21 protein-coding genes are annotated in these 21762 nt (G+C 69.0%); 14 read left to right on the top strand and 7 right to left on the bottom strand.

All coding sequences use genetic code 11. The annotated features are described in order from the left end of the window. Window positions 1-6: 6 nt before the first annotated feature. From BXU09_RS09305 to BXU09_RS09330, 6 genes are all read left to right on the top strand, one after another. Entirely contained in the window at window positions 7-396 is a 390-nt protein-coding gene (locus BXU09_RS09305) for a YbaN family protein (protein WP_078302041.1), read from the top strand. Continuing rightward, window positions 393-1340 carry an alpha/beta hydrolase gene (locus BXU09_RS09310; RefSeq protein ID WP_078302042.1) on the top strand — a complete coding sequence of 316 codons (948 nt, stop codon included), beginning with the start codon at window positions 393-395 and terminating at the stop codon, window positions 1338-1340. The genes BXU09_RS09305 and BXU09_RS09310 overlap by 4 nt, the downstream gene beginning before the upstream one ends. Before the next feature lie 158 nt (window positions 1341-1498). After that, window positions 1499-2512 carry a 4Fe-4S dicluster domain-containing protein gene (locus tag BXU09_RS09315; RefSeq protein ID WP_078302043.1) on the top strand — a complete coding sequence of 338 codons (1014 nt, stop codon included), beginning with the start codon at window positions 1499-1501 and terminating at the stop codon, window positions 2510-2512. Window positions 2513-2561: 49 nt separating this feature from the next. Continuing rightward, the gene (locus BXU09_RS09320) at window positions 2562-4043 is read left to right on the top strand and encodes a D-alanyl-D-alanine carboxypeptidase (RefSeq protein ID WP_078302045.1); all 1482 of its coding nucleotides are present in this window, start codon (window positions 2562-2564) and stop codon (window positions 4041-4043) included. A gap of 85 nt (window positions 4044-4128) precedes the next feature. Further along, complete coding sequence (rdgB, locus tag BXU09_RS09325) at window positions 4129-4728, top strand: RdgB/HAM1 family non-canonical purine NTP pyrophosphatase (protein ID WP_078302046.1); 600 nt, start codon at window positions 4129-4131, stop codon at window positions 4726-4728. 124 nt (window positions 4729-4852) lie between these two features. Then, on the top strand, window positions 4853-5419 hold the full coding sequence (locus tag BXU09_RS09330) for a hypothetical protein (RefSeq protein WP_078302048.1): 567 nt from the start codon (window positions 4853-4855) through the stop codon (window positions 5417-5419). A gap of 210 nt (window positions 5420-5629) precedes the next feature. On the opposite strand, the gene BXU09_RS09335 is transcribed toward BXU09_RS09330, so the two are convergent. Then, on the bottom strand, window positions 5630-6079 hold the full coding sequence (locus tag BXU09_RS09335; RefSeq protein ID WP_078302049.1) for a SufE family protein: 450 nt from the start codon (window positions 6077-6079) through the stop codon (window positions 5630-5632). 143 nt (window positions 6080-6222) lie between these two features. On the opposite strand from BXU09_RS09335, the gene BXU09_RS09340 reads away from it, so the two are divergent. The 3 genes from BXU09_RS09340 (at window position 6223) to BXU09_RS09350 (ending at window position 9081) form a co-directional block, all read left to right on the top strand. After that, window positions 6223-7083 (top strand): sulfurtransferase, encoded by an 861-nt coding sequence (locus BXU09_RS09340; protein ID WP_078302051.1) that lies wholly within the window; start codon window positions 6223-6225, stop codon window positions 7081-7083. A 349-nt stretch (window positions 7084-7432) separates the two neighbouring features. Beyond that, window positions 7433-8803 (top strand): dienelactone hydrolase, encoded by a 1371-nt coding sequence (locus BXU09_RS09345; RefSeq protein ID WP_078302052.1) that lies wholly within the window; start codon window positions 7433-7435, stop codon window positions 8801-8803. After that, window positions 8800-9081: a hypothetical protein gene (locus BXU09_RS09350; protein ID WP_078302054.1), complete on the top strand. Its 282-nt coding sequence runs from the start codon at window positions 8800-8802 to the stop codon at window positions 9079-9081. Before BXU09_RS09345 ends, BXU09_RS09350 begins: the two co-directional genes overlap by 4 nt. A gap of 69 nt (window positions 9082-9150) precedes the next feature. On the opposite strand, the gene BXU09_RS09355 is transcribed toward BXU09_RS09350, so the two are convergent. After that, entirely contained in the window at window positions 9151-10221 is a 1071-nt protein-coding gene (locus tag BXU09_RS09355) for a metallophosphoesterase (protein WP_078302055.1), read from the bottom strand. Between the two features lie 35 nt (window positions 10222-10256). Between BXU09_RS09355 and BXU09_RS09360 the strand changes: the two genes are divergently transcribed. Genes BXU09_RS09360 through BXU09_RS09375 form a run of 4 tightly spaced genes read left to right on the top strand, consistent with a single transcriptional unit; the run spans window position 10257 to window position 12025 of the window. Further along, complete coding sequence (locus BXU09_RS09360) at window positions 10257-10511, top strand: hypothetical protein (protein WP_078302057.1); 255 nt, start codon at window positions 10257-10259, stop codon at window positions 10509-10511. Between the two features lie 16 nt (window positions 10512-10527). After that, window positions 10528-10893: an MmcQ/YjbR family DNA-binding protein gene (locus tag BXU09_RS09365; protein ID WP_078302058.1), complete on the top strand. Its 366-nt coding sequence runs from the start codon at window positions 10528-10530 to the stop codon at window positions 10891-10893. After that, complete coding sequence (locus BXU09_RS09370; protein WP_240501141.1) at window positions 10890-11456, top strand: methyltransferase domain-containing protein; 567 nt, start codon at window positions 10890-10892, stop codon at window positions 11454-11456. Before BXU09_RS09365 ends, BXU09_RS09370 begins: the two co-directional genes overlap by 4 nt. Then, complete coding sequence (locus BXU09_RS09375) at window positions 11453-12025, top strand: hypothetical protein (protein ID WP_078302060.1); 573 nt, start codon at window positions 11453-11455, stop codon at window positions 12023-12025. The genes BXU09_RS09370 and BXU09_RS09375 overlap by 4 nt, the downstream gene beginning before the upstream one ends. Before the next feature lie 16 nt (window positions 12026-12041). Here the strand turns inward: BXU09_RS09375 and BXU09_RS09380 are convergent, their stop codons facing one another. From BXU09_RS09380 to BXU09_RS09400, 5 genes are all read right to left on the bottom strand, one after another. Next, window positions 12042-13436, bottom strand: coding sequence for a serine hydrolase domain-containing protein (locus BXU09_RS09380; protein ID WP_078302061.1), 1395 nt, complete (start codon window positions 13434-13436; stop codon window positions 12042-12044). Between the two features lie 237 nt (window positions 13437-13673). Beyond that, window positions 13674-16364 (bottom strand): alanine--tRNA ligase, encoded by a 2691-nt coding sequence (gene alaS / locus BXU09_RS09385; protein WP_078302063.1) that lies wholly within the window; start codon window positions 16362-16364, stop codon window positions 13674-13676. 99 nt (window positions 16365-16463) lie between these two features. Further along, entirely contained in the window at window positions 16464-17093 is a 630-nt protein-coding gene (locus tag BXU09_RS20245) for a hypothetical protein (protein ID WP_144012050.1), read from the bottom strand. Then, a complete protein-coding gene (locus BXU09_RS09395) occupies window positions 17094-18959 on the bottom strand; it encodes a glucosaminidase domain-containing protein (RefSeq protein ID WP_078304912.1) in 1866 nt (621 codons plus the stop codon). A gap of 103 nt (window positions 18960-19062) precedes the next feature. Beyond that, complete coding sequence (locus BXU09_RS09400) at window positions 19063-20097, bottom strand: response regulator (protein WP_078302066.1); 1035 nt, start codon at window positions 20095-20097, stop codon at window positions 19063-19065. A 153-nt stretch (window positions 20098-20250) separates the two neighbouring features. On the opposite strand from BXU09_RS09400, the gene BXU09_RS09405 reads away from it, so the two are divergent. After that, window positions 20251-21750 carry an amidohydrolase gene (locus BXU09_RS09405; protein ID WP_078302067.1) on the top strand — a complete coding sequence of 500 codons (1500 nt, stop codon included), beginning with the start codon at window positions 20251-20253 and terminating at the stop codon, window positions 21748-21750. Window positions 21751-21762 lie beyond the last annotated feature (12 nt).

Genomic DNA, 21762 nt, shown 5'->3' on the forward strand with positions numbered 1-21762 from the left:
ACCGGCATGACCCGCCCCCCTTCCCGCTTCCGGCCCCTGTGGGTGGCGCTGGGGTTCGTGCTGTGCGTCTTCGGGCTGCTGGGCCTGATCCTGCCGGCGTTTCCCGGCACGGTGTGGTTCATTCTGGCGGCCGCCGCCTTCTCGCGCGGCGACCCGCGCTGGGAGGCGTGGCTGCTGTCGCGCCCGGTGGTCGGCACGCTGGTCGCGGATTACCGGGCCGGGCGGGGCATGCCGCTGCGTGCCAAGTGGATCGCCTGCGCCTCCATCGCGCTGGCGGTGGGCCTGAGCGTGCCGCGCATCCCGGTGCTGGCCGGGCAGGTCGCGTGGGTACTGGTGGGACTGGCGGGGGTGCTGTTCATCACGCTGCGCGTTCCCACCCGGCGGGATACGCCGTGACGCGCGCCCGCTGGCCGTGGGCGGCGCTGCCGCTGCTGGCGCTGGGTGTGGCGGTCACGGCCCGGCATGCCCGCCGACTGCCGCGCCGCATTCCGCCGCCCGGCCCGGTCCTGCCGCTCCCGGACGGCCCCACCCACACCCTGCTGAGCGGCCCCCCGACTGCGCCGCCCCTGCTGCTGATCCACGGCAGTGACGGCGTCACGCTGGACTGGCCGCTGTGCCCGCTGTGGCCGCTGCTGGACGGCGCGTACCTGATCGCCCCGGACCGCCCCGGTCACGGGTACACGCCCGCGCGGCCCGGCACGCCCGTCACGCTGGATCTGAACGTGCGCCGCCTGACGCAACTGCTCGACCACCTGAACGTCCCGCAGGTCACGGTGCTGGGCCACTCGTACGGCGCGGCGGTCGCGCTGGCCCTGGCCGCCCGGCACCCCGAGCGGGTCTCGGCGCTCGTGCTGATCGCGCCGCTGTCGCACCCGGCGCGCGGCCTGACGCGCCCGCTGGCGTTCGTGCCGCTCGTGCCGGGCCTGGAGGCGCTGCTGACCCGCGCGCTGCTGCTGCCGGTCGGTCGGGTCGTGGCGCGCATCGAGGGCCGCCGCGCCTTCCACCCGTACCCGGTCCCGCCGATGTGGCACACGCTGATGCTGGCCTTCTCGCGCCGCCGCGCGCAGGTGCACGCCCTGGCCGGCGAGAACCGCACCCTGAGCCGGGAACTCGCGGCCCTGCAACCCCACTACCCGGCGCTGACGGTGCCGGTCACGGTGCTGGCGGGGCGGCAGGACCGGCTGTCGCCGCCCACGCAGCACGCCGACCTCCTGACGAGCCTGCTGCCGGACGCCACGCAACTCGACCTGCCCGGCGGCGGCCACCAGCTGCACTGGACCCATCCGCACGAGGTGGCGGGCGCCGTGCGCGCCGCGCTGGGCGTGGCCTCACGGTCTTAGACTCCGATTGAATGGTTTGTAAAGCCATTCAATCCGAGCGGAGCGAGCAGGAGAGAAACGGGTTCCGGACGTGGAGTTGGCAATCCGGTGCTGTTCCGGGTTGTCAACGAAACAGACGGAATCTGTCTTCCGGGCCGCCGGACGCGTAGACTCCGCTCATGCTGCAAGGTGTTCTGGCCCGCCTGGATGACTCCGGGAATCACGTTCCGCGGTTCACGCCGCTCCGCTGCCTGCTGGACCGGCAGGCGGTCGGCGGCTGCGACGCCTGCCACGCCACCTGCCCGCACGAGGCCATCAGCGTGGGCATGGTCGGCTCCAGCATCCAGATCGACGCGGACCTGTGCACCGGCTGCGGCCTGTGCGTGCAGATATGCCCGACCGGCGCGCTGGAGTACAACCTGCTGCCGTCCCTCCAGAGCGTGAAGGATCAGCAGTCCCAGCCGGGCACCCCGGCGCAGGACGCCAGCCTGACCTGCTCGCAGAGCGGCGCGGGCGGCCCCAGCCTGCCCTGCCTGGGCCGCGTGACACCCGCGCTGCTGTCGGCGGCCGGCGCGTGGAACACGCCCCTGACCCTGATTCATGGGGCCTGCGACACCTGCGCGGTCGGCGCGCCTGACGTGCCCGCCCGCCTGGAGCGCGTGCTGGAGGAAACCCAGCGGCTGCGCGCCGCCACGGGCCGCCCCGCGCCGGTCACGGTCCGTGCGGTCACGCCGGACGACGCTGGCCGCGCCCTGAAAGTCTCGCGGCGCGGCGCGTTCGGCGCGATGTTCCGCGCGGCCGGGCAGCAGGTCGCGCAGAGCATCCCGGAAAGTCCGCTGCCCTTCGTGGACTGGAGCGTGCCCGAGGACCGCACCCCGCAGGAGTGGAGCTGGCGTGCCCGAACCCTGAAACCCGCGCCGCCCGAGGACGCCGCCATCCACTGGCCCGCCCCGCTGGTCGACGACACCTGCATCGACTGCCCCGTGTGCGCGAACGTGTGCCCCACCGAGGCGATCACACGGGACCTGCAACCCGACGGGGGCGTGCGGCTGCTGCTGAACCTCGCGGCCTGCACGGGCTGCATGGCGTGCCTGCATTCCTGCCCGCCGCAGGCGATCCACGCGCAGGACCACTGGCTGCCCGCCGCGTTCCGCGCGCCGATCCTGCTGCGCGAGAGCGACAGCGTGATGTGACCCTTCCCCGTCACGCCCCTCCCCATCACGGCCCGCTATCCTGCCGGTCATGCGCCGCCTCCTGCTGATCTCCCTGCTGCTGCTGCCGGTCAGCGGAGCGCAGGCTCCCGCCCGGCCAGCCACGGCGAGTCCCGAAACAGCGAGCCCCGAAACAGCGATTTCCGGAGCGGCAGGTCCAGACACGGCCCTCCAGCTGACGCGCGAGCCCGGCCTGAGTGCCGGCGTGCGCGCCGCGCTGCGCGACCTGCCGCCCGGCGTGCGCGTGGGCGTCCTGCTGCGCGGGGTGGGGGGCGGCCCGGTCCTGGAAACGCAGGCGGCGGACGAGACGTTCATTCCGGCCAGCACCGTCAAGCTCGTCACGGCGGCCGCCGTGCTGGCCGAACGGGGCGGCGCGGACGGCGAGTGGACGGCGGAACTGACCGTCCCGGCGGGGCAGGCGGGCCGCGCGGACGTGAAGGCCGTCACGCTGCGCGGCAGCGGCGACCCGCTCCTGAGCGCCCGTGACGGCGGGTACAGCCTGCGGGCGCTGGCGCGGCAGGCGTACGCGCGCGGCCTGCGCTCAGCAGGCGAGGTCCGCCTGGACGACGCGGGCCTGAACGCCGCCAGCTTCGCGCCGCTGACGCTCGGTGAGCCCATGCCGGCGCTGCGCCTGAGCGACTGGCAGGACGATCCGCCCGCCAGCGTGGACGAGGCCCGCGCCCGCCTGGGGGCCGCCCTGATCGGCGAGCTGCGGCGCGCGGGCGTGACCGTCACGCGGGACACGCCGGGCCGGGCCGCGCCGTTCACGCCGTACCTGCCGCCCACCCCGCCGGCCGCCGAGGGGGGGCGTCCGGCCGAGCCGGACCCGTTCGTGCCGGTCGCCCGCCGCCCCGAGCAGGGCGTCGCGAGCGTCCGCAGCGGCAGTCCGTTCCGGGTGCTGGCCCGCACGCTGCGTCCCAGCGACAACCGTCTGGCCGAGGCGCTGCTGTCCACCCTGGCGCACCCGCCGGGCGGGAACGGCACCCTGACGGGCGCACTGGCCCGTGAGCGGGCGTTCCTGCGGCAGATCGGCGTGAACCTCGCGGGCGTGCGCCTGGCCGACGGCAGCGGCCTGGGCCGCGAGGCCCGCCTGAGCCCCCGCGCGCTGGGAACGCTGCTGACCGTCATGCATGACCTGCCGTACCCCACGCCTGCCGCGCAGGCCGCCGCCGTGAAGGCCGGTCAGCCGGCGCGGCTGCTGCCCGCCGCGCTGTACCGCAGCCGGGGCAACGCGTTCATCGAGGCGCTCCCGCAGGCCGGGACGGGCGAGGACGTGCCCGCCCACGACGGGCGCGGCGGCACGCTGGCCCTGCGGATGCGCGGCCTGGACCTCGACGTGCGCGCCAAGACCGGCACGCTGCCCGGCGTGAGCGCCCTGGCGGGGTACGTGACGGGCCGCAGCGGCCGCACCCTGGTGTTCGCGGTGCTGATGAACGGCTCCGAGGACACGCCGATCCTGACCCTGCGGGCCGTGCAGGACCACGTGGTGCAGGCCATGGCGCAGGCTCACTGACGTTCCTGTCGGGATTTTCACTCGCGGCGCGGCCCCATCGTCTAGACTTGCGGGTGTGATGATTGACGGGGCAGCAGGGGCGGGAATGACGGTGGTCGTGGCGACCGGGAACAGCGGCAAGGTCCGCGAGATCGAGGAAGCGCTGGGTGATCTCGGCTGGACACTGCGCGGCCTGGACGGCCTGCCGCTGCCCGAGGAGACCGGCTCGACCTACGAGGAGAACGCCGCCCTGAAAGCCTGCGCCGCCGCGCACATGCTGAACCTGCCGGCCCTGGCCGACGACAGCGGCATCGAGGTCGAGGCGCTCGGCGGGGAGCCCGGCGTGTACAGCGCCCGCTACGGCAACGCCGAGAACGACACGGAACGCAACGTGTTCCTGCTCGAGCGCCTGCGCGGGCAGAAGAACCGCCGCGCGAAATTCGTGTCCGTGATCATACTGGCGTACCCGGACGGGCACCTCGAGACGTACCGGGGCGAACTGCCCGGCACACTGCTGGAAGGGCCGCGCGGCGAGAACGGCTTCGGGTACGACCCGCTGTTCGTCCCGGACGGCGACACCCGCACCCTGGCCGAGATGACCGTCGCCGAGAAACGCGCCATCAGCCACCGCGGGCAGGCGCTCGCGGCGCTGCGGGCCGCGCACCGCGCCGGACTGCCGGAACGGGAAGTCAGTCAGCTCGGCTGACCCGCTTCGGCTGACCCGCTTCGGCTGACTCGCGTTCAGGGAGCGCTGGGACAACAGCAGGGAAATCTTCATTCTGGGGGCCGCGCGGCAGTCGTGCGGCCCCCGGCCCCGTACGGTGGGCCGCATGAGTCACCGTCACAGCACCTACCGCAGCATCCTGATCGGCCTCGTCGGCGGCGCGGCCGGCACCCTCGCCATGGGGCAGTACTGGACCCGCGCCGCGCCGCTCGTCGAGGGCAGCAGCGAAGGGGAGGGCAGCGATGGCGGCGGCCAGCAGCAGAAACCGAAACCCGACCAGCATTCCATCGCCCCGCTCGGGCAGGTGCATGAACCCGGCGAGAGCAGCACCGCCGCCCTGGGCCGCCTCGCCTACGAGGGTGTGGCCGGGCACGCCCCCGGCAAACAGACCCGCGCGGCGCTCAGCGAGGCCGTCCACTGGGGCATGGGCGCCGTCAGCGGCGGCCTGTACGGCGCGCTCGCCGGGCGCGGCAATCCGGTCAAGGGCGCGGCGTTCGGCGTGGGGCTGTGGGCGCTGGTCGACGAGGGGCTCGTGCCGCTGCTGGGCCTTCAGGACGGCCCGGCCGGCAGTCCGGCGCGCGGGCACGCCAACCGCCTGGGCGCGCACGTCGCCTACGGCCTGGGGCTGGGCCTGACCGTGCTGCTGCTGGACGCCGTGCTGCCCGAGGACTGAACGACGGGCGCACCGGCTGGCAGCCGTCAGGCCGCCGGGCGTTCACCGGGCGGCCTGCGGGGTGGGTTCTGATACGAACGCCGATTGAATGGGCTGCAAAGACCGTTCAATCCGAGCGGATGCGAGTAGGAGAGAAACGGGTTCCGGACGTGGAGCTGGCAATCCGGTGAAGTTCCGGATTGTCAGCGAAACAAACGGAATCCGTATGATTTACGCCTGGGCGTGTTCGCGCACGTCGTTCTTCAGGCGCATCAGGATGGCGCCCATGCCGCGCAGGCGCATGGGGGTGATCAGTTCGGTCAGGCCCATGTCCATGTAGAACTGGTCGGGGATGCTCAGGATCTCGTCGGGCGTGGCGCCGCTGAGGGCCTCGTGCAGGATGCCGGCGTAGCCGCGCACGGTGGGGGCTTCCTCGGGCACCTTGAAGTACAGGTTCACGCCGCCCTTCTCGTCGCGCTCGGTGACCAGGAAGAAGGGGCTGGTGCATTCCGGGACGGGTTGCAGGAATTCCGGGTGCTCGATGTACTTCTCGGGCAGGCCGGGCAGTTTCTTGCTGTATTCCAGCAGGGCCTGGAGGCGCAGGGCCTTGGGCGCGCTCCGGAACATGCTGACGATGCTCTGGAGTTTCTCGGGCAGGGGGGCGGGGGCGCTGTCGCTCATGCGGGTACTGTAGCGCCGGGGTGGGGGCGGGATGGGGTGGCCCTGTCCAGTTGACCTCTTTTGTCAATTGGTGGCCGGTGAGGGTACAATCGGTGGGCAAACCCGAGCGTCACCCGACACACCCGCCACAGGAGGCACCCCACATGGAATACGCAAAAGACGTACTGGTCAGCACCGACTGGGTCGCGCAGAACCTGAACACCCCCGGAATCCGCCTGATCGAGGTCGACGAGGACATCCTGCTGTACGACACCGGCCACATCCCCGGCGCCGTGAAACTCGACTGGCAGACCGACCTGTGGCACCCCGTCGAACGTGACTTCATCACGCCCGACAAGGTCAGCGAACTGCTGGGCCGCCTGGGCATCGGGGCCGACGACCAGATCATCCTGTACGGCGACAAGAGCAACTGGTGGGCCAGCTACGCCTACTGGTTCCTGAGCTACAGCGGCGTGAAGAACCTGAAACTCATGAACGGCGGCCGCCAGAAGTGGATGGCCGAGGGCCGCGAGACCACCACCGACGCCACCCCCGTGCAGGCCAGCGAGTACCCCGCCCTGACCCGCGACGACAGCCTCCGCGCCTACCGCGACGAGGTCAAGGCCCACCTGAGCGCCGTGCAGGAAGGCAAGGGCGCCCTGGTCGACGTGCGCAGCCCCGACGAGTTCAGCGGCAAGGTCACGCACATGGCCAACTACCCGCAGGAAGGCGTGCTGCGCGGCGGCCACATTCCCGGCGCGCGTTCCATTCCCTGGGCGAAAGCCACCAACGAGGACGGCACCTTCAAGTCCGCCGACGAACTCAAGGCCCTGTACGAGGGTGAGGGCGTCACGGCCGACAAGGACGTCATCGCGTACTGCCGCATCGCCGAGCGCAGCAGCCACAGCTGGTTCGTGCTGCGCGAACTGCTGGGCTACCCGAACGTGCGTAACTACGACGGCAGCTGGACCGAGTGGGGCAACGCCGTGGGCATGCCCATCGAGAAGAGCTACAGCGAAAGCTGAACTCCGCGTCTGCCCTGACTTCTGCCTACAGCCCCCGCCCTGCGCGGGGGTTTTTCTGTTGTCTGGACGTGTCTGATACTGACTCCGATTGCATGGCTTGCAAAGCCATTCAATCCGAGCGGATGCGAGTAGGAGAGAAACGGGTTCCGGGCGTGGAGTTGGCAACCCGGTGCGTTTCCGGGTTGTCAACGAAACAGACGGAATCCGTATGAACCGGCAGGCACCCTGACTGACCCCTGACGAATCAGGAACAGAGTATGCTGCGCTTTGAATCACAAACCAGTTGACGGTCCGCGCTGTCTCGGGGCACCTGCCTGAGCTGCCTGGACTGCCTGTGGAGGCTGCATCCATGAACCCAACCCGCCTGACCCTCACCCTTGCCCTGCTGCTGACCGCGCCCGCCGCGTACGCCCAGACCGCCACGCCCCAGACCACCTCGCCCCTGCCGGCCCCGCTCAGCACCTCCCTGACCGTTCCCGGCGACCTGCGCCCCGACGCACCCGAACTCGCCGCGCGCGGCCAGTACGCCGTGGGCGTCCGCACCCTGGAACTCGTCAACCCCGGCCAGCAGGACATCGTGAAAGCCAAGGACGGCGTCGTGCCCACCTACGACCGACCCCTGACCGTCGAAGTCTGGTACCCCACCGCCGGCCGCAGCGGCAGCGGCCTGACCACCTACAGCGACGTGCTGGGCAGCGCCCCCGACAAACCCTTCCTGACGCGCGGCCGCGCCAACCGCGCCGCCCCTGCCCTCAAGGGAGAAGCCTTCCCGCTCGTGATCCTCTCGCACGGGTACGCCGGCAGCCGCGTCCTGATGACCTACCTCGCCGAGAACCTCGCCAGCAAGGGTTACGTCGTGGCGGCCATCGACCACACCGACAGCACCCACGGCAACCGCGCCGCCTTCGCCAGCACCCTGCTGAACCGCGCGCTGGACGACAACTTCGTCATCAGCGAGATGGCCCGCCTGGGCGCGCCGGGCAGCGGCTCGCCCCTCAGTGGCGTCGTGAACGCCGACCAGACCGCCATCGTCGGGTACTCCATGGGCGGCTACGGCGCCCTGAACGCCGCCGGCGCCGGGTACGGCCCGCAGATGGCCCCCCTGGTCCCCGGCACCGGCTTCGCCGCGCGTCAGGCCGGGAACTACACGCCTGACCCGCGCATCAAGGCCGTCGTCGCCTTCGCTCCCTGGGGCGGGGACGCCGCCGTGCGCGGCATCGGCGTGAACTTCGGCGGCAAGTACGGCTTCTGGGAAGACGCCGGCCTGCAGAACCTCAAGGTGCCCACCCTGTTCGTCGTGGGCGACCGCGACGACGTGTCCCACTACGAGGGCGGCGTGAAACCCCTGTTCGAGAACGCCGTGAACGCCGAACGCTACATGCTGGTGTACCAGAACGCCCTGCATAACGTCGCGCCGAACCCCGCGCCCGCCGAATCCTTCGGAAACTTCGGTGATTACATGCACTACGCCGAACCCGCCTGGGACAGCGCCCGCCTGAACAACCTCAACCAGCACTTCGTGACGGCGTTCCTGAACCTGAAACTCAAGGGTGACCAGAGCGCCGCCGAGTACCTGAACGTGCCGGTCCCCATCTCCAACAACGCCAAGTACAGCCGCAACGCCGACGGCACCCCCAAGGCCGACGACACCTACTGGAAAGGCTTCAAGGACCGCACCGCGCGGGGCATGGAACTGTACCGCCTGATGCCCAAACAGTGAGGTCCGGGGCGGCGCACGACGAACCGGCTGGCGTCCGCCGCACCCTGAACCGGGTCGGCAGCGGCGACAGGCACCTGCGGGTGGAGCTGCTCACCAGTGGTGATCTGCGACTCAGCGTGACCGGCCCGGACGGCCCGACTCTGGTGGACACCTTCGGTACCCTCGAACAGCTGATGGAGGCGGTGACCGTGCACCCGGACGTGCCACCCGCCCTGGCCGAAGCGCTCGTGTGGGAACTGGACCTGCTCGCCCTGCGCGGAGACGGCCCCAGCACCTGAACCGCCCGACTGACCGCCTGCCCCTGCCCTGACCGGGTGGAGGCGGGCGGTGTTCTCGTGCCGCCTGCCTTACCGGAAGTCGTTCACGCGGTTCAGCGTGCCGCCCAGTCCGTCCAGGCGGGCGGGCAGGCTGTCTGTCTGAACGGCCTGGCCGGTGTCTGCGTCCACCGTCTGGAAGGTGGCGCGGCCCGTGGCGGGGTGCAGGGTCAGCAGGGTGACGGTGCTGCGGGCCGTGCCGGGATGCCCCACGTAGTCGCGCCCGCCGATGCCGCCGCTGGCGAGGACGTTCAGGCCGCCCGACTGTCCGGCCGCACTCAGCTGTCCTGGGGTGCCCAGCTGTCCGGGGGTGCCCAGCCGTCCAGGGTAGTACGCCGCGTGATGCCCGCTGATGTACACCAGCACCCGCCCGGCCTGCATGACCTGACGCAGCGGCCCGGCGTCCCGGACGACCTCGCCGGCACGGTTCTTGCCCTCACTGACGCCCGCGAGCGGCAGGTGCCCCAGGACCAGCCGGATTCCGGCGGCGCGGGCGGGCGCCGAGGCGAGCTGCGCGGCCAGCCACGCGCGCTGCCCGGCGTCCACGACCGGCCCCGCCGCGTCCAGGGTCACCACGAACACCGTCCCGCCGCCCAGCGTGAAACTGCTGCGAAACGGGAAGTCCGCGCGGTCCACGAACGTCAGCGCGGGCGGGTGCGCCTGCCAGTACGTGCGCGCCTCGCGGCGGTCACGGGGCAGGGCGGCGTCGTGGTTGCCGGGCGTGAACGCGAACGGAATCCCGGCGCGGTTCAGCGGGACGCGCACGTCCCGGTCGAACGCCGCCCACATGGCCCGCACCTGCGCGTCCGTCAGGGACGCCTTCTGCCCGGCGATCAGGTCACCGGCCGACAGGACCGCGTCGGGCCGCCAGTCGTTCACGATGCGCGCCACGCTGCGGCCCAGCGCGGGCGGGTAGCTGGTGCTGCCGTACGGCCCGTTGAAGTCGCTGAGGATCGCCACGCGCACGGGGCCGGGCAGGGCTGGCGAAACTGGGCCCGGCGAAACTGGTGCTGGCGCGGCCGAGAGCAGAAGCGGGAGCAGCAGCAGGGGCAGGGCAGGGGAGCGCACGCCCGGCAGTTCATCACGGCTTCTTGAGGAAATCATCAGCCGCCCCTGACGCTCAGGGCGCACCCTGGGGCATGACCCCCGACGATGCGCCCAGCCTGAACCCCACCCTGGCCCCCCACACGACCCCCGCCCCGGAACACCGCCCGGCCGAACAGGGGCCCGCTCCGGCGGACCTGCCGCCTGCCCCGGCCGTTCCTGCACCGTCCAGGGACGCCCTGAGCAGCACTGAGGTCGAGGCGCTGATGGGCGGCGCGGACGCCAGCATGACCGAGGCGAACATGGCGCTGGACACCGCCGAGGGGATCGACCCGGACACGGAAAGCTGACGGGTATCCTGCGATCATGCAGTCCATCACGGAACTCCGGGCGGCGTGCGCCGCGCTGCCGCACTCGCACGAGACCTTCCCGTTCGACATGACCACCCTGGTGTTCAAGGTGGGCGGGGTGGGCGCGAAGATGTACGCCCTGACCGACGTGCAGGGCGACCCGGTCACGGTATCGCTGAAGGTCACGCCGGAACGCGGCGAGGAACTGCGCGCCGCGTTCCCGGCGATCACGCCCGGTTACCACCTGAACAAACGCCACTGGATCACCGTCACCCTGGACGGCCGCGTGCCGGAGGAGTTGCTGCGCGAACTGATCGTGGGGAGCCACACGCTGGTCGTGCGGGGTATGACGCGGGCGCAGCGCGCCGAGCTGGGCCTGTGACGCCCGCACCGCTGCGGGTCATGATCGGCGCCGGAGAGCAGCAATGGGACGGCTGGACACCCACCCAGCAGGCCGACCTTGACCTGCTGGAGCCCGCCAGTTTTGCCGCCTTCTTCGGAGACCGGCAGGCCGACGCCTTCTTGTGCGAGCACGTCTGGGAGCACCTGACCGTGGAGGAAGGCGAGCGCGCCGCCCGGCTGGTGTTCCGGTACCTGAAGCCCGGCGGGCGGCTGCGGGTCGCCGTGCCGGACGGGAATCACCCGGACCCGGCGTACCAATCGCTGGTCGCCGTGAACGGCCCCGGCCCGGCGCACGACCACCGGGTGCTGTACACGCTGGACACCCTGACACCCGTGTTCACGCAGGCAGGTTTCACGGTGCAGCCCCTGGAATGGTGGGACGCGGACGGCACCTTCCACCACGTCGACTGGGACGTGCGGGATGGCCCGATCTACCGCAGCCGCCACCTCGACCACCGCAACGCCGCGTTCCGGGCGGGTCTGGGCGCACCGGGGTTCACCAGCCTGATCCTCGACGGCCGCAGGCTCCCGGCGACCACGTGACCGCGCCGGGCAGCCGGGTCCGCCGACGCCGCGCGCTGCGGCGCCTGGGGGTCACTGGTCTGTGGCTGGCGGCCCTCCTGACCGTCGGGGCGTGGCTGGGCGTGTTCCTGGCGCTGGCCCCGGCCCGCGCGGCCCTGAACGGTGCGGCGCAGTCGCTGGGAACGCTGGACCGGCAACTGGCGGACGCGCAGGCGACCCTGGCCCCGCTGGACCTGCTGGGCCGCCCGGAAACGCAGGACGCCGCCCGCACCCTGCGCACCCTGGCCGAGGCGGCGCAGCGCACGCCGCTGCTGGACGTGTTCATTTCGCCCGCCACGCTGGATGCCGGCGTGACCCTGGCCCGCCAGTGGGAAACGGACCTGCGCGGCCGCCCGCCACTGCCCACCCTGACCGATGCCCGCCGCAGCGTGACCGAATGGCAGGCGCACGTGCAGACCCTGCAACGCCGCCTGACGGGGCTGGGTGTGGGCCTGGGCCTGCTCGTGACGCTGCTGTGCGCGTGGTTCGCGGCTGGGCAGGCCGCCCTGATCCGCCTCGCCGCAGAGGCCGGGCCGGGTCAGTCACACTGACGCGGCCCCCCGGCGGTCAGCCCAGGGAGGGGAGGGGCGGCAGGCCCACCCGCGCCCGGTACGCTGCGACCGGCCACGCCCGCCCGCCGCCCTGCCGCACCCACTCGACCTGACCGGCCCCGTCCCGCTGGTAGTGGTACGCCTCGCCCACCGCGCCGAATCCCGCTTCCGGCGCGGGTTGCAGGGTATCGGCGTCCACCACGGTCAGTTCCGTGACACTCAGGCCCGGGTCGCCCTGCGGCACCAGCGACACGAGGCGGCCCCCCAGGTTCACCACGTCGAACACGCCCCAGTCGGTGGCAAATCGGCCCGTGAAGCTGTCCAGGTCGGTGTCCGGTGCGTCCGCCTCCGCCTTCGCGGGTACCTTCGAGGCCAGGTCGATCAGCCGCACGAGGTTCGTGGCCCACTCGGTCGCCGGGCCGCCCAGGCAGTTCGTCAGGACCGACACCGACAGCCCCGACTGCGGGTCCAGCCACGACTGCGTGATGTGCCCCGGAAAGCCGCCCGAATGCCCCACCAGCGTCCGCCCGTTCACCTCGTCCAGGATGAAGCCCAGACCGTACCAGCGCCGCGACGGACGCGTGACCTCCGATTCCTTCCTCTGCATCAGCCGTTTCGACCGGTCTGACAGCAGTTCCGGGCGGCCCGGCGCGTGCGCCGACAGGTACGCCGTCACGTCCTCCGCCGTGCCGTAGAAGCCCGTGGCGGCTGCCATCGCCCGCGTGTCACTGGACGGCAGTACCCGCCGCGCGTCGTTCCCCGCCAGTCGCCCGCTGTGCCCCGCCGCCAGTTCCGGCTCGCGCGCCGCCGGGAGTTCCGGGCCCAGGTTCCGCAGCCCCAGCGGCCCCGTGATGTGCGCCGCCACGAAGTCCCCGTACGATTCCCGGCTGGCCGCCTCGACGATCAGGCCCAGCAGCGAGTACCCCATGTTCGAGTACTTGAAATGCGTGTTCGGCGCGAACACCTCCGGCGCGCGGCACAGGTCCAGCAGCGCCGCCCGGTCCGGGAAAGGCTGAAGCTGCTGCCAGTAATCGCTGTCCGCCCCGTCCCGGTTGATGCCCGACTGGTGCCCCAGCAACTCCCGCACCGTCATGGGCGCCGCCGGCGACCCCTCCAGCTCCGGCAGCCAGTGACCCGCCGGGTCGTCCAGGCGTACGATCCCGGCCTCGATCAGCTGAAAGACAGCCGTCGCCGTGAACGTCTTCGAGTGCGACGCGATCCGGAACAGGTGCCCCGGCGTCAGCGCCTCGCCCGTCGCCTCATTCGCCACGCCCAGCGCGAACGACGCCGCCAGCTCCCCACCCACCCGCACCGCCACCTGCACGCCCGGCACCCGCGCCAGATCCCGCTGGAACTCCAGCCAGGAGGGCAGGTAGGGGGCCAGGGCGCGCACCGCATCAAGAAGAGGCATGAGGGAAGGGTAGCGCGCCCCGGCCCCGGACCGCACAGGGGCGGGGGCGTCCCGGTCAGCCCAGGACGCCCCCACCACCACAGGGTCAGAAGGACGGGTTCACAGCGGTTTCCAGTTCCGTTGAAGGGCCAACGGCACGCCCTTCAACTCCACTTCCAACCGCTGTCTTTCTCAGGTGCTCGCTCCGCTCGATTCAGAGGTATTGAGGGGATTGCTCAATACCTCTGAATTCTGCTGTCAGAATGCCGTGTCGAGTGCCGCCAGCGCCGCCTCGGCGTCCGTGATGCCCGCCTGCGCCATGTCGGGGCGGCCGCCGCCCTTGCCGCCGCCCGCCGCGGCGAGCTTGCCGATCAGTTGCCCGGCGTGCGCGCCGCGCGTCACGGCTTCCTTGGTGGCCTTCACGACCAGGCCCTTGTCGCCCGCCAGGACGACCATGTCCGCGCCGCTCTGGTCGAGCAGTTTGTCGGCCGCGCCGCGCAGTTCGTTGCCTTCGATCCCCGCGAGTTTCAGCGCGGCGACCTTGAAGCTGCCCAGCTCGCGGGTCTGCGCGGCTCCGCCGGCGCCGCCGCCCATCTGCGCCTCGGCCAGCTGACGGCGGACGGTCACGGTTTCCTTCTCGGCGGCCTTCAGCTGCGTCTGCAGGCCGGTCACGCGGGCTTCCAGGCCGTCCGGGCTGGTGTTCAGCAGCGCGGCAGCCCGCGCGGCAGCGTTCAGGCGATCGCGGACCCACGCGGTGGCCTGCTCGCCCGCCAGGGCTTCCACGCGGCGCACCCCGGCGGCCACGTTCTCGTCACTCAGGATCACGAAAGCGCCGATATCGCCGGTGCGGGTCACGTGCGCGCCGCCGCACAGTTCCATGGAACTGACGGTCTGCCCGGCGTACTCCACGCTGCCGCCCACGCGCACGACCCGCACGGTCTCGCCGTACTTCTCGCCGAACAGCGCGGTCGCGCCCGCCGCCTTCGCGTCCGCAATCGGCATCTCCTGCCAAGTGACCGTGAAGTTCGCGCTCACCCAGCGGCTCACCAGGGTTTCCACGGCCGCGATCTCGTCGGCACTCAGGGCCGCGCCGTGCGAGAAGTCGAAGCGCAGACGGTCAGCGGCGACCAGCGAGCCTTTCTGCTGCACGCCGCTTCCCAGCACGGCCCGCAGCGCGGATTGCAGCAGGTGCGTGGCCGTGTGGTGCCGCTGGATGGCCTGCCGCTCGCCGGATACGACGGCGCGCACGCTCAGGCCCTCCTTCAGCTCGCCGGACTCGACCAGCACGTCGTGCAGGAACACGCCCTGCGGCGTCTTGCGGGTGTCGCGCACGATGCCCCAGCCCTTGCCGGCGCTGCCCCCGTCCCACTCGATGCGCCCGGTGTCGCCCACCTCGCCGCCACCCTCGGCGTAGAACGGCGTGCGCGACAGCACCACTGTCGCCTCGCTCCCGGCGCTCAGATGAGTCAGGCGCTCGCCCGCACCGACCAGCGCCACGACCTCACCGTCCGCCTGCAGGTCGTCATACCCGACGAACACGGTGGGCGACAGGCCGTCCAGCGCCTCCATATTCCCGCCGAACAGCTCGCTCTTGCCGTACTTGCTGCCCGCCCGTGCGAGGTTCTGCGCGTTCTCCAGGCTCTCCGCGTACCCGGCCTCATCCACGCTGATCCCGTACTCCTCGGCGATCTCCTTCGTCAGGTCCACCGGGAACCCGTACGTGTCGTACAGCACGAACGCGTCGTTGCCGGACAGGGTCGCGCCCCTCTCCATGCCGCTCATCAGCTTGCCCAGGCGCTGAATGCCGCCCTCCAGCGTCCGCAGGAAGCTCTCCTCCTCGGCCTTCACGGTCGCCTCGACCTTCGCGAGGTTCTCGCGCAGTTCCGGGTACGCGCCGCCCATGCGGTCCACCACGATCGGCACGAGCCGGAACAGGCTCGGCTCACGCAGGCCCAGCAGGTACGCGTGACGGCATGCGCGGCGCAGAATCTTCCGGACCACGTACCCGCGCCCCGTGTTGCTGGGCACGCTGCCGTCCGCGATCACCATGCTCACGCTGCGGATGTGCTCGGCCACCACGCGGTGAGACACACTCACCTCACCCTCGTACGGCTGCCCGCTCAGCTCCGCCACGCGCGTCACGATCGGGAGGAACACGTCGTTACTGTAGAAGTCCGGCACGTCCTGCACCACGCTCGCCACGCGCTCCAGCCCCATCCCGGTATCGATGTTCTTGAACGGCAGGTCCCGCAGCACGGGCGTCCCGTCCGCCAGCGGCTCCTGCCGGTCGAACTGCGGGAACACCAGATTCCAGATCTCCAGGAACCGCGCACTCTCACGCGTCACCGCGTAATCCGCCCAGCTGTCATCCCCGTACTTCGGACCACGGTCATAGAAGATCTCGCTGCACGGCCCGCACGGCCCGTTCGGACCCTCCTTCGGCGCGTCCGCCGGCCAGAAGTTCTCATCCGCCCCGAAGCGGTGCACGTGGCTCGGGTCAATCCCGATCTCCTGCGTCCAGTACATGAACGCCTCATCGTCATCCTCGTAGATCGTCACGTACAGCTTGCTGCCGTCCATGCCCATCCACTCGGCGCCCGTCAGGAACTCCCACGCCCAGTGAATCGCGTCCCGCTTGAAGTAATCCCCGAAACTGAAGTTCCCCATCATCTCGAACAGACTCAGGTGCCGCCGCGTGCGCCCCACGTTCTCGATATCCCCAACCCGCACGCACTTCTGCGCCGTCGTCACGCGCCTGCTGGCCACGCCATCAAACACGGCCGGCGCACCCATGAACTGCTCCTTGAACGGCTGCATGCCCGCCACCGTGAACAGCGTCGTCGGATCCGGCGCGACCGTGCTGTAACTCGGCAGGTGCAGATGCCCCTTACTCTCGAAGAACTGCAGGTACTTCTCGCGAATCTGTGCGGTAGAAAGCGGACCAGTCATACCGCAAAGTCTAGCGCGCCCACCCCGGAGAGCCACGCCACACGCCTCAGCACAGAGAGGCTCCTGCCGGCCAGCACACCCCCCAACGGTACAGACGCCCTACCGCAGCGGCACCCGCCGGAACCCGGACCCTGTCCACACCAGCTTCAGCACGTCCAGCCGGTCCCCACAGGTGTGATCGTTGTTCGCCACCACCGTGCACTTCGCCAGCAGCCGCTCATCATCCGGCTTCAGCGAGATGACGATGCTCGTCCCGAACCTCGGCAGGTTCACCGCCGTCCGCACCGGCCCCGCCGGGCTGACCCCCGTGATCTTCCGGTAGAACGCTGCCGCCTCCGCCGGAGAGACCCGCAGCACACCCGTGACGTTCCGCAACTTGAACGCAGAGTCGAACAGATACAACGCCTGCACGTCTTCATCCCCACGGTAGCGGTTCAACCCCACGGCTCCAGAACCGCCCTTCCCGTTCCAGACAGTGAATTCCAGGTAGCCACCCTCATCTAAGCCAAGAATTGCGTACTGGTTTTTGCGATCTACTATGTTGCTTTGACTGATCAACATTTTTTGTCTTGCTGATGGCGTTAAGGACTGAAGATTTTTTACTTCGGGGTCATATTTAAGAGATGGTAACGCACTTACTGGTAGATTTTGCCACGCGGAGTCTATGCTGACCGAGCTGCCGAATGAACAAGAAGACAGCGCGGCAAGGCTGACGGTAAGTATTTTCATTCAGCTCCTCTCAAATGCGGCAATCCAATGAAACGTAAACTTGCTGACCTGATTCCATGGGAAAACTGTGTCTTCGCCGACTCCTGATTCCTTAGTTTTGCTATTTAGATTTCCGCTATAGCTTCCTGTTACATTGTTAGGGCTGTAATTTAAAAGACTGGGTAATCTTCCATAAGGATCATCTACTGTGACTCCATTGTTTGCGATGGATTGTAATCTAACTATATGCCCGTTCAGGCTCATCATAACTCCATTGCCATTTCTTAGATATGGAAGGATTTCCTCTTTCCATTCGGCGTAATCGCCTCTGAATTTTTCTTTGTGCATTGTCTTTCTTGCTCTAAGCTGGCGAGCGACGCCTGCCCATCCGCCTTCAGTTGTCCTGGGTGGCAAGCTATTTTTGCGTCTCACATTCTCTAAAAAGTCTTCATATTGGCCGCTGGAAGGATTCTCAATCCCCAGCGTTTCCAGAACCATTGTGAGGGAAGTCAAGTTACACATTATGTCGCCGATGGGCTTGCCAGCATATACTACCCAATGAGTCTTCCCATCCCGGCCTTTATACGTCCAATTGTCTGATTGTAGTCCGATGGACTGGTTATTTCTTTGATTACGATAGGGTGTTTTGGTTTGGAGTATTTCAAACAAATCACCCTTAAGCTTATCGTCTTGTAACTTGGATATCAGTGAGCGGGCTAAGTTTATTTCCTTTATGGTATAAATTTTTTTATATGACTTGAGATTAATGAGACTGTCCAACTGATCTGGAGATGCTGAGGGCTGTGCAGCTAGATTGCCTTCGGCTGGTATCTGTGGTCGGGGAGCGCCTGCGGCGGCAGGTCCAGCTTTCTCAACGTCAACTCCGCACCCTACCATAATCGAGATTAGACTTTCTGCATATGATCCGGGATTACCCGTATTGGCATATCCAGCTCTATCTATCGCATATGCAGCCTCTTTCAAGTTTTTAGCCTCGAAATATCCAGCTTTGGCATATCGCGGATTATCGATCGTGAAATTTGCGCGGGCTATAAATGCATCTGCGTAGTCCTTATAATCAGCGAAAGGCTCCGTTTTGTTAACTAATTTCTGAAGCTTTGGATCCCACTCTTTTGTCGGTACGAATGTTCTAGGTTTATTTGGGTCAAATTCCTTAATCCCAAATACATTATTTTTTCCCGAATGTGATTTTCCCCAGCTGGACTCAGTGGCCCACTGCGCAGCGATGAGCTCAGGATGCGGAACCCCTAAACTTCGGAATGATTTAACGATATTAAAAAATACATCATGCCTGTCCTTCTTACCCATTGTTTTTGGTGTGTAATTTGAAGAATTAAGAGCGTTGATTACATTTTGGGAGACTTCGGATCTCTCTATATGCGCCGTGTGAGCGGCGGTTTCGGCGTGTTCAACGGAAGGTGTCTGAGTTACACCCGTTGCAGGAATGCGCGTCGGAGGAAGTGAAACTGGAATAGCTGAAAGCGTCAGACTTGGAACTTGGAATGCTCCAGCTGAAGTTTGGTTCGTGAAACTGCTGATGACAGTTTTTCCATCAGGGCTGATCTTTCCCTGAAATTCTGCTTTGTTCTCAGTGCCTTTCAGGGTGAAGGTGTTGTCGTCGCGGAGTTGCCCTTCAAGGTGCCAGCCGCTGCCTTTGCCAGGCGTGGCCTGGTAGCGGGCGCTGAGGTGGCCGTCTGGTCGGCGGATGATGCGTAGCTGGAAGGTGACGCCTTTGGCCGCGCCCCGGAAGGTGCGTTCCCAGCGTTGCTGGTTGGCTTTCAGCGGGCGGGGCGCTGTGGTGGGGGTGGGGGTTTTGGGTTTGGGTGCTTTGCTGGGTCCGGTCTTTGGCTCTCGGGTATCGAACATGTGACCTCCGGTTCACCTAGCGTACCGGGTGGTCTGGGTGTCGCGCGGCGCAAATGAGGCAGGCCCGGCGCGTGGGCGGCCGGGCCTGTTCTCTGGGGCTGTTTCAGTCGAGGTCGACGGCCCACCACGCTTCGCGTTGCGCGGCGAGGCGGGCGCGGGGGTCGCCGATGGTGTCGAGCGCGCGGGCGAGGCCCTGCCAGTCGGGTTCGCTCATGGGGTCGATGGCCAGGGCGCGCTGGTGGAACTGCGCGGCGTCGCGGTCGCGTCCGGCTTCGGTGGCGGCGCGGGCGGCCACGCCGAGCAGGCTGAGTTGTTTCTGTTCGAGGCGGGAGCGGACGTCGTCGGCCCAGGGGCTGTCGGTGCCGGGCAGGTAGTGGCCGTACTGCGTGACGAGTTCCCGGAGTTCCTCGAGGCCCAGGCTGCCCTGTTCGGCCTGCGCGGCGAGCAGTTCGAAGCGTTGCACGTCGTATTCGGGGTTCAGGTCGCTGGCCAGGGCGTAGCGGCGGTTGGCGCTGACGACCGCCTCGTTGCTCAGGCTGCGGCGCAGGCGGTGCAGGGTGGTGTGGAACAGGCTGCTGGCGCGCGCCTCGTCCTTCTCGGGCCAGAGGGCCTCGGCGGCTTCCCAGCTGGTGACTTCCTTGTGTTCCAGCAGGTAGAAGAACAGTTCGAGGGCCTTGCGGCTGACCCAGGACACGGCGCCGCCCTTCCAGACGACCTGCGCGGTGCCCAGGCCCTTGGCCTGCATGCCGCTCTCGCCCTGCAGGGTCAGGCCGGCGCGGCGTAGCCGGGCGTCGATGGCGGTGGTCAGGTCCTGCGGGGTGAAGGGTTTGGGCAGGTAGTCGTCCGCGCCGAGGTTCATGCCGCGCCGCACGTCGCCGCGTTCGGCGTGGCTGGAGAGCAGCATGAACGGAATGGCGGACAGTTGCTCGTGCGCGCGGAGTTTCTCCAGGAATTCCAGGCCGGTCATGTACGGCATGACCACGTCGCTGATCACGAGGTCCGGCGTGAACACTTTCAGCAGGTCGAGGGCTTCGACGGGATGGGTGCTGGTGCGCACCTCGTGCCCGGCGCGGGAGAGGATCACGCTGACGAGTTTGAGGATGGCAGAGTCGTCGTCCACCACGAGGATGCGGGGCATGCCGCTCAGTTTAACAGGACGGCGGGCCACCTGGGGGCGCAGGCGGGGCGCGTTACACCCGGCAGGGTGGGTGTTTTGACTGGTTGGACGTTCTGGCGCGGCGTTCCGTGCGTGGGGGGCGGGTGCGGGGGCGGGTGCCGTAGGCTGTCGGGCATGACGCAGCCGCTGACCGTGATTCACGCCCGGACCCTGACGCTCGATGACACCCGGCCGGAGGTGCAGGCCGTGCTGGTGGGGGGCGGGCGGGTCCTGGCGGCCGGGTCGCGCGAGGAACTGGGGGCGCTGGCGCCGCGCGCGCGGGTGCTGGATCACCGGGACCTGCTGCTCACGCCGGGGCTGGCGGAGGCGCACCTGCATCTGGTCACGTACGGGTTCTCGCTGTCCGAGGTGCCGCTGCACGGGGCGCGCAGTGTCGCGGAGGTGCAGGCGCGCGTGGCGCAGCGCGTGATGAACACGCCGCCCGGCACCTGGATTCGCGGCGGGGGCTTCCTGCTCTCGGAGCTGGGTCTGAACGGGTACCCGTCGGCGGCATTGCTGGACGAGGTCAGCCCGCACCACCCGGTGCTGCTGTACTCGCGGGACCTGCACCTGAGCTGGGCGAACAGCGCCGCCCTGCGGCTGGCCGGCATTCACGACGGCACGCCGGACCCGGAGGGCGGGCGGATCGTGCGGCCGCTCGGGTGCCTGCTGGAGCACGCCTCGGATCTGGTCGCGCGGGCCATTCCCGTTCCCAGCGAGGCGCAGTACCTCGCGGCGGCCCGCGCCGGGGCGGATGATCTGGCCGCGCGTGGGTACGTGAGCGCGCACACCATGGCCTTCGAGCCGGTCGAGGCGCCCCGCGCCCTGCAGACGCTGGCGCAGCGCGGCGAACTGCCGCTGCGGGTGTGGGCGTGCCTGCCACACGACCGCCTCGGGCACGCCCGCGCGCTGGGACTGGCCCGCACGCCCGGCGGGCTGTTCCAGTGGGGAGGGGTGAAGTTCTTCGCGGACGGCGCGCTCGGCAGCCGCACCGCGTGGCTGCACGCCCCCGGCTTCGCGGACGGCTCCGGCACCGGCATGCCGCTCGACCCGCCGGAACTCATCGCGGACCTGGGCCGCGAGGCGATCGAACTGGGCCTGACCCCCGTCACGCACGCCATCGGGGACCGCGCGAACACCGAGGTCCTGAACGCCTACGATCGCCTGCGCCCCCACGCCGAGGCGCGCGGCATCCGCCTGCGCGTCGAGCACGCCCAGCACCTGCGCGCCGAGGACATCCCGCGCTTCCGGGGCCTGACCGCCAGCGTGCAGCCCATCCACCTGCAGGCAGACGGCCCCATGATCCGTGACCTGATGCCGCACCTGGAAAGCCTCAGTTACGCCTTCCGGTCCCTGAAGGACGCCGGGGCGATCCTCGCGTTCGGCAGCGACGCCCCGGTCGCCCCGCCCGAGTACCGCGCGAACTTCGCCGCCGCCATCACCCGCGTGGACGACAGCGGACAGCGCCTTGCTCCGGCAGAGGCCCTGACCGAACTCGACGTCCTGCACGCCCACACGCGCGGCCCCGCCCTCGCCGCCGGCTGGGACGACGAGGGCATCATCCGCCCCGGCGCCCGCGCCGCCTTCACCCTCTGGGACCGCCTCGGGGGGAACGCTAAGGCCCTGGTGCTGTAGGGGGAGGGTTGA

This window comes from Deinococcus sp. LM3 (assembly GCF_002017875.1).
Classification (GTDB): domain Bacteria; phylum Deinococcota; class Deinococci; order Deinococcales; family Deinococcaceae; genus Deinococcus.

Excerpts from the sequence above, each read along its gene's own strand:
- alaS (WP_078302063.1), bottom strand. The coding sequence starts at position 16,364 with ATGACTGGTCCGCTTTCTACCGCACAGATTCGCGAGAAGTACCTGCAG.
- BXU09_RS09335 (WP_078302049.1), bottom strand. The coding sequence starts at position 6,079 with ATGAGCGACAGCGCCCCCGCCCCCCTGCCCGAGAAACTCCAGAGCATC.
- BXU09_RS09355 (WP_078302055.1), bottom strand. The coding sequence starts at position 10,221 with ATGATTTCCTCAAGAAGCCGTGATGAACTGCCGGGCGTGCGCTCCCCT.
- BXU09_RS20245 (WP_144012050.1), bottom strand. The coding sequence starts at position 17,093 with ATGAAAATACTTACCGTCAGCCTTGCCGCGCTGTCTTCTTGTTCATTC.
- BXU09_RS09380 (WP_078302061.1), bottom strand. The coding sequence starts at position 13,436 with ATGCCTCTTCTTGATGCGGTGCGCGCCCTGGCCCCCTACCTGCCCTCC.
- BXU09_RS09395 (WP_078304912.1), bottom strand. The coding sequence starts at position 18,959 with ATGTTCGATACCCGAGAGCCAAAGACCGGACCCAGCAAAGCACCCAAA.
- BXU09_RS09400 (WP_078302066.1), bottom strand. The coding sequence starts at position 20,097 with ATGCCCCGCATCCTCGTGGTGGACGACGACTCTGCCATCCTCAAACTC.
- BXU09_RS09365 (WP_078302058.1), top strand. The coding sequence starts at position 10,528 with ATGCAGTCCATCACGGAACTCCGGGCGGCGTGCGCCGCGCTGCCGCAC.
- BXU09_RS09360 (WP_078302057.1), top strand. The coding sequence starts at position 10,257 with ATGACCCCCGACGATGCGCCCAGCCTGAACCCCACCCTGGCCCCCCAC.
- rdgB (WP_078302046.1), top strand. The coding sequence starts at position 4,129 with ATGACGGTGGTCGTGGCGACCGGGAACAGCGGCAAGGTCCGCGAGATC.
- BXU09_RS09320 (WP_078302045.1), top strand. The coding sequence starts at position 2,562 with ATGCGCCGCCTCCTGCTGATCTCCCTGCTGCTGCTGCCGGTCAGCGGA.
- BXU09_RS09330 (WP_078302048.1), top strand. The coding sequence starts at position 4,853 with ATGAGTCACCGTCACAGCACCTACCGCAGCATCCTGATCGGCCTCGTC.
- BXU09_RS09345 (WP_078302052.1), top strand. The coding sequence starts at position 7,433 with ATGAACCCAACCCGCCTGACCCTCACCCTTGCCCTGCTGCTGACCGCG.
- BXU09_RS09315 (WP_078302043.1), top strand. The coding sequence starts at position 1,499 with ATGCTGCAAGGTGTTCTGGCCCGCCTGGATGACTCCGGGAATCACGTT.
- BXU09_RS09305 (WP_078302041.1), top strand. The coding sequence starts at position 7 with ATGACCCGCCCCCCTTCCCGCTTCCGGCCCCTGTGGGTGGCGCTGGGG.
- BXU09_RS09340 (WP_078302051.1), top strand. The coding sequence starts at position 6,223 with ATGGAATACGCAAAAGACGTACTGGTCAGCACCGACTGGGTCGCGCAG.
- BXU09_RS09405 (WP_078302067.1), top strand. The coding sequence starts at position 20,251 with ATGACGCAGCCGCTGACCGTGATTCACGCCCGGACCCTGACGCTCGAT.